This window comes from Geodermatophilus sp. SYSU D00779 (genome assembly GCF_054050595.1).
The window spans coordinates 50982-59563 of the sequence record NZ_JBJGZQ010000031.1 but is presented as its reverse complement, the minus strand read 5'-3'; the positions used below and the strand labels follow the sequence as shown (position 1 = coordinate 59563).

General features: G+C 72.7%; 8 protein-coding genes. 2 read left to right on the top strand and 6 right to left on the bottom strand.

The genetic code is table 11. The features are described 5' to 3' along the window. Positions 1-286 precede the first annotated feature (286 nt). Positions 287-751, top strand: coding sequence for a DUF3237 family protein (locus ACI79G_RS21270; protein ID WP_456883042.1), 465 nt, complete (start codon positions 287-289; stop codon positions 749-751). A 419-nt stretch (positions 752-1170) separates the two neighbouring features. On the opposite strand, the gene dnaB is transcribed toward ACI79G_RS21270, so the two are convergent. From dnaB to rpsF, 5 genes are all read right to left on the bottom strand, one after another. Continuing rightward, the gene (dnaB, locus tag ACI79G_RS21265) at positions 1171-3798 is read right to left on the bottom strand and encodes a replicative DNA helicase (RefSeq protein ID WP_456883041.1); all 2628 of its coding nucleotides are present in this window, start codon (positions 3796-3798) and stop codon (positions 1171-1173) included. 553 nt (positions 3799-4351) lie between these two features. Then, positions 4352-4807, bottom strand: a complete 456-nt coding sequence (rplI, locus tag ACI79G_RS21260) for a 50S ribosomal protein L9 (protein WP_091220928.1) — start codon at positions 4805-4807, stop codon at positions 4352-4354. A 2-nt stretch (positions 4808-4809) separates the two neighbouring features. Next, positions 4810-5046: a 30S ribosomal protein S18 gene (gene rpsR / locus ACI79G_RS21255; RefSeq protein WP_012951016.1), complete on the bottom strand. Its 237-nt coding sequence runs from the start codon at positions 5044-5046 to the stop codon at positions 4810-4812. A gap of 97 nt (positions 5047-5143) precedes the next feature. Then, positions 5144-5623 carry a single-stranded DNA-binding protein gene (locus tag ACI79G_RS21250; protein ID WP_012951017.1) on the bottom strand — a complete coding sequence of 160 codons (480 nt, stop codon included), beginning with the start codon at positions 5621-5623 and terminating at the stop codon, positions 5144-5146. Positions 5624-5625: 2 nt separating this feature from the next. After that, entirely contained in the window at positions 5626-5913 is a 288-nt protein-coding gene (gene rpsF, locus ACI79G_RS21245) for a 30S ribosomal protein S6 (protein WP_456883040.1), read from the bottom strand. A 238-nt stretch (positions 5914-6151) separates the two neighbouring features. Between rpsF and ACI79G_RS21240 the strand changes: the two genes are divergently transcribed. After that, positions 6152-6976, top strand: a complete 825-nt coding sequence (locus tag ACI79G_RS21240) for a deoxyribonuclease IV (RefSeq protein ID WP_456883039.1) — start codon at positions 6152-6154, stop codon at positions 6974-6976. Between the two features lie 76 nt (positions 6977-7052). Here the strand turns inward: ACI79G_RS21240 and ACI79G_RS21235 are convergent, their stop codons facing one another. Further along, positions 7053-8564 carry a glycosyltransferase family 87 protein gene (locus tag ACI79G_RS21235; RefSeq protein ID WP_456883038.1) on the bottom strand — a complete coding sequence of 504 codons (1512 nt, stop codon included), beginning with the start codon at positions 8562-8564 and terminating at the stop codon, positions 7053-7055. Positions 8565-8582 lie beyond the last annotated feature (18 nt).

Sequence of the window (8582 nt, the reverse complement as noted above, 5' to 3'; positions counted from 1 at the left end):
GGACCGCACCGCGGCCGCCGGCCGTCCCCCCATGCGTCGAGCGCACCCGGCCACTCGTCGTGCCGCGCCACCCGTGTCCGACCGGCAGGCCACGGCGAGGGGGGGGGGGGGGGGGGGGGGGGGGGGGGGCGCGGGCCCCCCCCCCCCCCCCCCCCCCCACCCCGCCCTCCGTCGTCGTGCGCCACCACCCGGTGACGCAGCCCCGCACCCCGGGACCCACGACCCTGTCGGTGCACCGCACCCGGCCGCTGACATGGCTGCCTGTCGAGCGAAGGGGAGGAGCGCCGTGGACGGTTACGCCTTCGAGGCCACGATGACGCGGGTGGTCCCGATCGGGCTGGTGCCCGAGGGGCTGCGGCTGGACGCGCACTACCAGGGCACGATCACCGAGGGACCGCTGAGCGGGGACGCCGTCGAGGGCGTCGACTACTTCCTGCTGCGGCGGGACGGCGTCGGGATCGTCGACGTCCGGCAGGTGTTCTCGGGCGAGGGCGGCCGGACGGTCACCGCGCGAGTCCACGGCTACCTGACGTCGCCGGTGCCGATGCCGCCGCTGGAGGAGGTCGCGGACCCGTCCTTCGCCTGGCCCGACGTGGAGCTGCCGATGCACGGCGCGGTCGACCTGCGCACCGCGGCACCCGAGCTGCAGGCGCTCAACGCGACGGTGTTCGGTTTCACCGGCACGGTCAACGTGGCCCGGGGTGAGCTGCGCGCGCGTGCGAAGAGCCTGGCGCAGGTGCCGGTCGGCTGAGCCGGTGCTCCACGTGGAACACCGCGACGCCTGACGCGCGGAGGCCCGGGACGGACGTCGTCCCGGGCCTCCGTGTGGTGGTCGGCGGCGATCAGCGGCGCCTCGGGGTCGCGTGGCCGCCGAGGCGTGGGCCAGCGGCAGGAGGAGCTCGGGGGGCGCTGATCGGCACCTCCCAGGTCACCCCGGGGCGGTGCGGCTCCACGAGCGCTCCGTCCCCGAGAACCGCGGCGACCTGCGCCTGGCCCTGCATCGTCGCCGGCGTGGACCGCGGGTCGAGCAGGAACCCGTCCGGGTTCATCGCCGCCTGGGGTCCGCGGTCGCTGCGGTACAGGCCGGTGCGCGACCAGGTGTCCCGTCCGGGACGCAGGGAGGCCCGGAGCACTGCTGCGCTCCGGGCCTCTCTGCGTGCGGGTGATCGGTCAGTTCGCCATGTCCACGAAGCGGCTGTAGTGGCCCTGGAAGGCGACCGTGACGTTCGCCGTGGGGCCGTTACGGTGCTTCACCAGCATGATGTCGGCCTCACCTGCGCGCGGTGATTCCTTTTCATACATGTCTTCTCGGTGGATCATCATGACCATATCGGCATCTTGTTCGATCGAGCCCGATTCGCGGAGGTCGGAGAGCATCGGCTTCTTGTCCTGGCGCTGTTCGGACCCACGGTTCAGCTGTGACATCGCGATGACCGGGACCTCGAGTTCCTTGGCGAGCAGCTTGAGCGCACGGGAGAACTCCGAGACCTCCTGTTGACGGCTCTCGACGCGCTTACCGGAGGTCATCAGCTGGAGGTAGTCGATGACCACGAGCTTGAGGTCGTTGCGCTGCTTGAGCCGCCGCGCCTTCGCCCGGATCTCCATCATCGTCATGTTCGGGGAGTCGTCGATGTAGAGCGGCGCGTCGGCGATCTCGCCCATCCGGCGGGCCAGCTTCGACCAGTCCTCGTCGGACAGCGTGCCGGCGCGCATGTGGTGCAGCGGCACCTTCGCCTCGGCCGACAGCAGACGCATGGTGATCTCGTGCTTGCTCATCTCGAGCGAGAATATGACCGTCGCCAGGTGGTGCTTGACCGTCGCCGACCGCGCGATGTCGAGTCCCAGGGTCGAGTTGTGGGTCGGGATGAAGTTCCGCCCGGCGAGGAAGAGGTGGTCCTCGGCGTCGACCTGGATGCAGCGCACCGGAACGCTCTCGACCGGACGCACGTCAGTGATGAAGCGGACGCCGCGGGCGGTGAAACTGCGTGCACCACGCTCCTTGTGCGCGAGCTTCTTCCGCTCGAGGCGGAAGACCTCGTCGTCGGTGCTGAAGGTCAGCGTGTAGCAGGTGGACGACGCCTCGCTGCGGCCCTTGACCGGCTTACGGGTCATCCGGACCCGGTACCCGAGGCTGGCGATGAGCTCGCGTGCGTCCTCGGCCAGCCGTTGGCTGGTCACCGCGAACTGGACGACGCCGCTCGGCGCCACCGTCCCGTCGGTGTCCAGGAGGCCGGCCAGCAAGGCGCGTCGCTGGGCCACCGAAGCCCGCAGGTACGCGGTCGGGATGTGCTTGTCGCCGAACACCCCGAGCGTGCGCAGGAGGCCCGGCACGGTGCCGTGGTGGTCCCGGCAGGACGGGCACTGCGCCAGGCCCGCGGAGGGACCACCGCAGTCCGGGCAGGTCGCCTGGCGACCGACACCCCCGCTGGCCCGCAGCCGGCCGCCGCACGTCTTGCCACAGGTCTGTACCTGCGACGTCTTCGGCAGGAAGAGCACGCCGCACATGGGGCACGGGCGGGCGGCGACGGCCGGCCGCGCCGGGAGCCGCAGCGAGTAACGCCGAGCGACGCCCGTCGGCTCGACGACGAGCCCGTCGGCCTCGATGTACACGGCGATCTCGGGGTCGTTGCTGGTGAAGTGCGCGGCACGGGAGGTGCCGTCGCCCAGCCACACGCCGAGTGCGTACGGCGGCAGGGGGAGGTCGGCCTCCGGCAGCTCCAGCGGCGCCGCGTTGGTCACCGAGTGGTTGAGCCGGGCGTCCTCGGTGGCGCAGCGGACGGTGCGGGCGATCGCCTCCGTCGTCCGGACCTCGGCGAAGGTGCGCTGGCTGCGGCAGCGGTTGTAGCCGGTCGCCGCCGCCTGGGCCGACTTCCGGCTGGCGCGGGTCTCGGTCAGCCACTGGTGCTGGGCGTCGGCCACGATCACCGAGCCGTCGGAGAAGTGCACCTCGTAGCAGGGGCGGCCGGACATCACCTCGGTGGCGGCCACGACCGTCGTCGGGCGGCCGTCGGAACCCATGACCTGGTCCCCGACGGCGACCTCGCCCATCGTCGTCCAGCCGGTCGGCGTGGCGATCGGGGTGTCGAGCGCCAGGGCCTTGCCGACACCGGGACGGGCCGCGATGACGACCATCTGGCCGGCCTGCAGGCCGTTGGTGAGCTCGTCGAGGTCGCGGATGCCGGTGGGCACGCCGCGGGCGGTGCCGCCGCGGGAGGCGATGGCGTCCAGCTCGTCCATCGTCGGCTGCAGGACGTCCTCGAGGCGCGAGTAGTCCTCGCTCATGCGCTTCTCGGTGACGTCGTAGATCTCCTGCTGGGCGCGGTCGACGATGTCGTCGACGTCGCCCTTGCCGCCGGCCGCGCCGTAACCCAGCTGGACGACGCGGGTACCGGCCTCGACCAGCCGCCGCAGCACCGCCTGCTCGGCGACGATCGCGGCGTAGTAGCCGGCGTTGGCCGCCGTCGGCGTCGACTGGATCAGCGTGTGCAGGTAGACCGCGCCACCCATCTTCGACAGCTGGTCGGTGCGGTTCAGCTCGGCGGCGACGGTGATCGCGTCGGCCGGCTCACCCCGCCCGTACAGGTCGAGGATGCAGTCGTAGATCACCTGGTGCGCCGGCCGGTAGAAGTCGTTGCCGTGCAGCACCTCGACGACGTCGGCGATCGCGTCCTTGCTCAGCAGCATGCCGCCGAGCACCGACTGCTCCGCCGCGACGTCCTGCGGCGGCTGCCGGTCGTACGCCGGCGCCGTCGGGGACGGGCGCTCGAAGTCGTCGGCCACCGCCACGGGGTCCTCCATCCACTCACGGCGCACCCGCGCACAGGCCCCGGCACGAAGCCGGGGCCTGGTGGGGGAAGCACCAGAACGCTGCACGCCTGACTCGAACGTGTGTTCGGGTCGTTCCTACCCCGGGGCACCGACAGTTCGGGCGGTCACGGGGCCGAGGAGGACGTTAGGAAGTGCGGACGGACCAGTCCAACACCGGTGTGGGCGCGCTTCTGCACAACTTGTGGACAAGTCGGTGGACACAGCCGTGTCGACATGTGGAGACAGCGGGGGACGGCGCGACGCCGTCCCCTGTATCCCGCCTCTGACCTGCGCGGAGACCACCCACCGGGTGTGGACGGGAGAAATCTGGAGAAATCCGGGTGTCGTCGTCCGGCGTGTCGAGTGCCTGGCCGCAGCCGTCCCAGCGGTCACACGTCCACAGGTCGACACACCCGCACGCGGCCGAGGTCACCGGCGGTCCGCGCCGGCGCGGCGGGGACGGCCGGGGACCCGAGACGCCGCGAGGGGCGCCGGACCGGAGTCCGACGCCCCTCGCGAGCGCTGCAGCGGTGCCGCGGCTGCTTCAGCCGGGGACGACCTCGATGGTCAGCTGCGAGGTGACCTCGGGGTGCACCCGCACGGTCACGGTGTGCTGGCCGGTGGTCTTGATGCTGCTGGGCAGCTCGACCCGGCGCCGGTCGAGCTCGGGGCCGCCGGCGGCGGTCACGGCGTTGACGACGTCGGCAGTGGTGATGCGGCCGAACAGGCGGCCACCCTCACCGGCGCGGGCCGGCACCCGGACGGTCATGCCCGACAGGCGCCCGGCCACGGCCTGCGCCTCCTCGAGCGAGCGCACCTCGCGGGCGGCACGCGCCCGGCGCAACGACTCGACCTGCTTCTCGGCACCCCGGGTGGCGACGATGGCCAGGCCGCGGGGCAGGAGGTAGTTGCGGGCGTAGCCGCCCTTGACCTCCACGGTGTCACCGGAGGACCCGAGACCGGTGACCTCCTGCGTCAGGATCAGCTTCTGGGTGCTCATGGTCAGCGCGCCGTGGAGGTGTAGGGCAGCAGGGCCATCTCACGGCTGTTCTTGACGGCCGTGGCGACGTCCCGCTGGTGCTGGCTGCAGTTGCCGCTCACGCGGCGGGCACGGATCTTGCCGCGGTCGGAGATGAACTTCCGCAGCAGGGTCGTGTCCTTGTAGTCGATGTAGGTCGCCTTGTCCTTGCAGAACTGGCAGACCTTCTTCTTGGGCTTGCGGACGGGGGGCTTGGCCACCGGGGTTCTCCAGATACGAGAGGTTCAGGGAGGTGTCGGCCCTCCTGCAGGGTCCCGCTGCGAGCCTGCGAGCAGTGGGGGGCAGGAGGGTCCTCTTTCAGAAGGGCGGCTCGTCGGACGGCGGGGCCGGGGTCGACCACGGGTCGCTGGACCCGCCGCCGCCACCGAAGCCGCCACCGCCACCGCCGCCGAAGCCGCCGCCGCCCTCACCGCGTGAGGCCTTGGTGACCTTCGCGGTGGCGTAGCGGAGCGAGGGGCCGATCTCGTCGACCTCGAGCTCGACGACGGTGCGCTTCTCGCCTTCCTTGGTCTCGAACGACCGCTGCTTGAGCCGGCCGGAGACGATCACCCGCGACCCGCGGGTCAGCGACTCGGCGACGTTCTCCGCCGCCTGCCGCCAGACGTTGCAGCGCAGGAAGAGCGCCTCGCCGTCCTTCCACTCCTGCGACTGACGGTCGAAGGTCCGCGGCGTGGAGGCCACGGTGAAGTTGGCGACCGCGGCGCCGGAGGGCGTGAAGCGCAGCTCCGGGTCCGACGTCAGGTTGCCGATGACGGTGATGACGGTCTCGCCGGCCATGCTCAGTGGACCTCGGGCCGCATCAGCTTCGTGCGCAGGACCGACTCGTTGAGGTTCAGCTGCCGGTCGAGCTCGGCCACCGCGGCGGGCGTGGCCTGGATGTCGACGACGGCGTAGATGCCCTCGACCTGCTTCTTGATCTCGTAGGCCAGCCGGCGGCGGCCCCAGATCTCGGTCTTCACGGTGCCACCGGCGTTGGTGACGACGGTGAGGAACCGCTCGAGGGAGGGAGCGATCGTGCGCTCCTCCAGGTCGGGGTCGAGGATGACCATCAGTTCGTAGTGACGCACGGAGAACCCCACCTCCTCTGGTCTGGGCGGCTGCAGTCGGTCTGCAGCAGGAGGGTCGTACACGCGTCGCGCGCCCCGCCCGGTGACGACCACCGGTGGAACGCGCTCCGCCGATGCTACCAGCGGCGAGCCGCCCGCCAGCCGCCGTCCACGAGGACGGCGCCCGTCGGCCTCCTGCGGGGTCCCGCCGCGAGCCCGCGAGCGGCGGGGGGCCGGGGGTCCTTCTAGGGTCGGCCGGGTGGCAGCTCACCCGATCGGCGTACACGTCGGCCCAGGTCTGACCCAGGACGGCGGGATGGACCACGGCGGCCCGCTGGCCCGGGCCGCGGAGATGGACGCCGACGGCGTGCAGGTCTTCCTGGGTGACCCGCAGGGGTGGAAGGCGCCGCGGCTGTCCGCCGACCAGCAGTCCGCCCTCTCGGGTGACCGCGCCGAGGACCTGTTCCTCGTCGTGCACGCGCCCTACGTCCTCAACGTGGCGTCGACGAACAACCGCATCCGCATCCCCAGCCGCAAGACGCTCGCCCAGCACGCCCAGGTCGCCGCGGCCATCGGCGCCCGCGGCATGGTCGTGCACGGCGGTCACGTGCTGGGGACCGACGACCCGGCCGCCGGTGTCGACAACTGGCGCAAGACCTTCTCCCGGCAGGCCGAGGAGGGCGGCTTCCCCCTCCCGCTGCTCGTCGAGAACACCGCCGGCGGCGGCAACGCCATGGCCCGCGACCTCGACGCCCTCGCCCGGTTGTGGGACGCCGTCGGCGAGTTCGGGGCCGGTTTCGTGCTCGACACCTGCCACGCGTGGGCCGCCGGCTGGGACCTGGCGACCGCGGTGGACGACGTCCGGGCGATCACCGGCCGCGTCGACCTGGTGCACCTGAACAACAGCCGCGACCCGCAGGGCTCCAGCCGCGACCGGCACGCCCCGCTGACCGAGGGCGAGATCCCGACCGAGCTGCTGGTGGAGGTGGCCCGGGCGGCGGACTGCCCGGTCGTGCTGGAGACCCCGGGCGACGCGGCCTCCCACGCCGCGGAGATCACCCTGCTGCGGGGTGCCCTGGCCTGACGCACCCGTCGTTCCACGTGGAGCACGGGGAGCTGGCGACGAGCGGCGCCGGCCGGGACACGGGCAGCGGCCCAGCTCACGTCGGGGACGGCACCTGGCTGCGGTGCGATCCGGAGGATCGCAGGGTCACCGCGTCATCGGCGCCGTCGAGCGGGCCTCCGGCCGGGTCGTCGACGCCGGGCCAGCTGGTGCGGACGACGTCGTCGTCCGGCCGCCGCACCTCGCGGGCGACGAGCACCATGAGCGCGACCAGGACGGCGTCGCGGACCAGGACGGCGGTGAAGAACCACTCCACCTCGACGCCGCGGTTGTCGGTGCCGAGGTAGTAGAGCATCGTCAGGACCCACACCAGGACCTCGCTGACCTGCCAGACCAGCAGCGAGCGCCACCGCGGCCGCGCCAGGACCGCCAGGGGCAGCAGCCACAGCGCGTACTGCGGGCTGTAGACCTTGTTGAGCAGCAGGAAGCCGGCCACCAGCAGGAAGGCCACCTGCGCCACCCGCGGCCGCACCGGGGCGGTGAGCACCAGCCAGGCGACCCAGGCGGCGAGCGCGAGCAGCAGCACGGCCACGACCGCGTTGAGCACCGAGGGCGTCTGGCCCTCGGCGAGCGGCCCGTCGAGCACCCGGTTGTCGGTGGCCGTGAGCAGGACGTTCCAGATCGACTCGGGGTTGGCCGGGCGCTGCCGGCTGAAGGCGAAGAACCAGCTCCAGTTCTCCGGCGCCGCCAGGGCCACCGGCAGGTTGACGGCGAGCCACGCGCCCGCCGCCGCGAGCGCCGTCCGCAGCCAGACCCGCAGCAGCCCGGCCCGCAGGCACAGCAGGAACAGCGCACCCAGCACGAGGACGGGGTAGAGCTTGGCGGCCACGCCGAGCCCGAGCAGCGCTCCGGCGAGCACCGGCCGCTGCCGGGCCCACGCCCACATCCCGAGGGTGGCGAGGGCGACGGCCAGCAGGTCCCAGTTGTTGAAGGCGTAGACCAGCAGCACCGGTGACAGCGCCACCATCGCGGTGTCCCACGGCCGCCGGCCGGTCAGCGGCAGGACGGCACGCACCACCACCAGCGCGCACAGCGACATCAGCAGCGCCGTGACGACGGTGTAGCTCTCCACCGGCGGGACCGCCGGGAGGACGCCGACCGTGGCGGCCAGCCGGTCGTACCAGCCCGAGAGCAGCGCGGCGAGCGCCATGACCGCGCCGGTGAGCACCGGGTACTCCACCCGCGCGTCGAGGTAGGGCAGCGCCCCCTCGCCCTGCCGGTAGAGACCGAACAGCGGGACGGGGTCGGAGTAGCAGAGGTGGGTGTACTGCAGCGATCCGGTCCAGTCGCCGTCGGCGCAGGGCGCCTGCTTGAGCCAGGCGAACGCCAGCACGGTCGAGGCGAACAGCAGGCAGACCCGCAGCGGGGTCCAGAACGGCGCCCGCCCGACGACCGCGTGCCGGCCCCAGGGTCCGCCCACCGCCTCGCTGGCCTGCGCCACGACCGGGTCGGTCCAGCTGGGGACGACGCGGTCGGGGCGGCCGTCCGGGGCCGGGGACGCCGCGGGCCCGTCCGCTGGTGCGGACGGGCCCGTGGGGATCGTGCTCATGCGGGCCAGTCTGCCCGC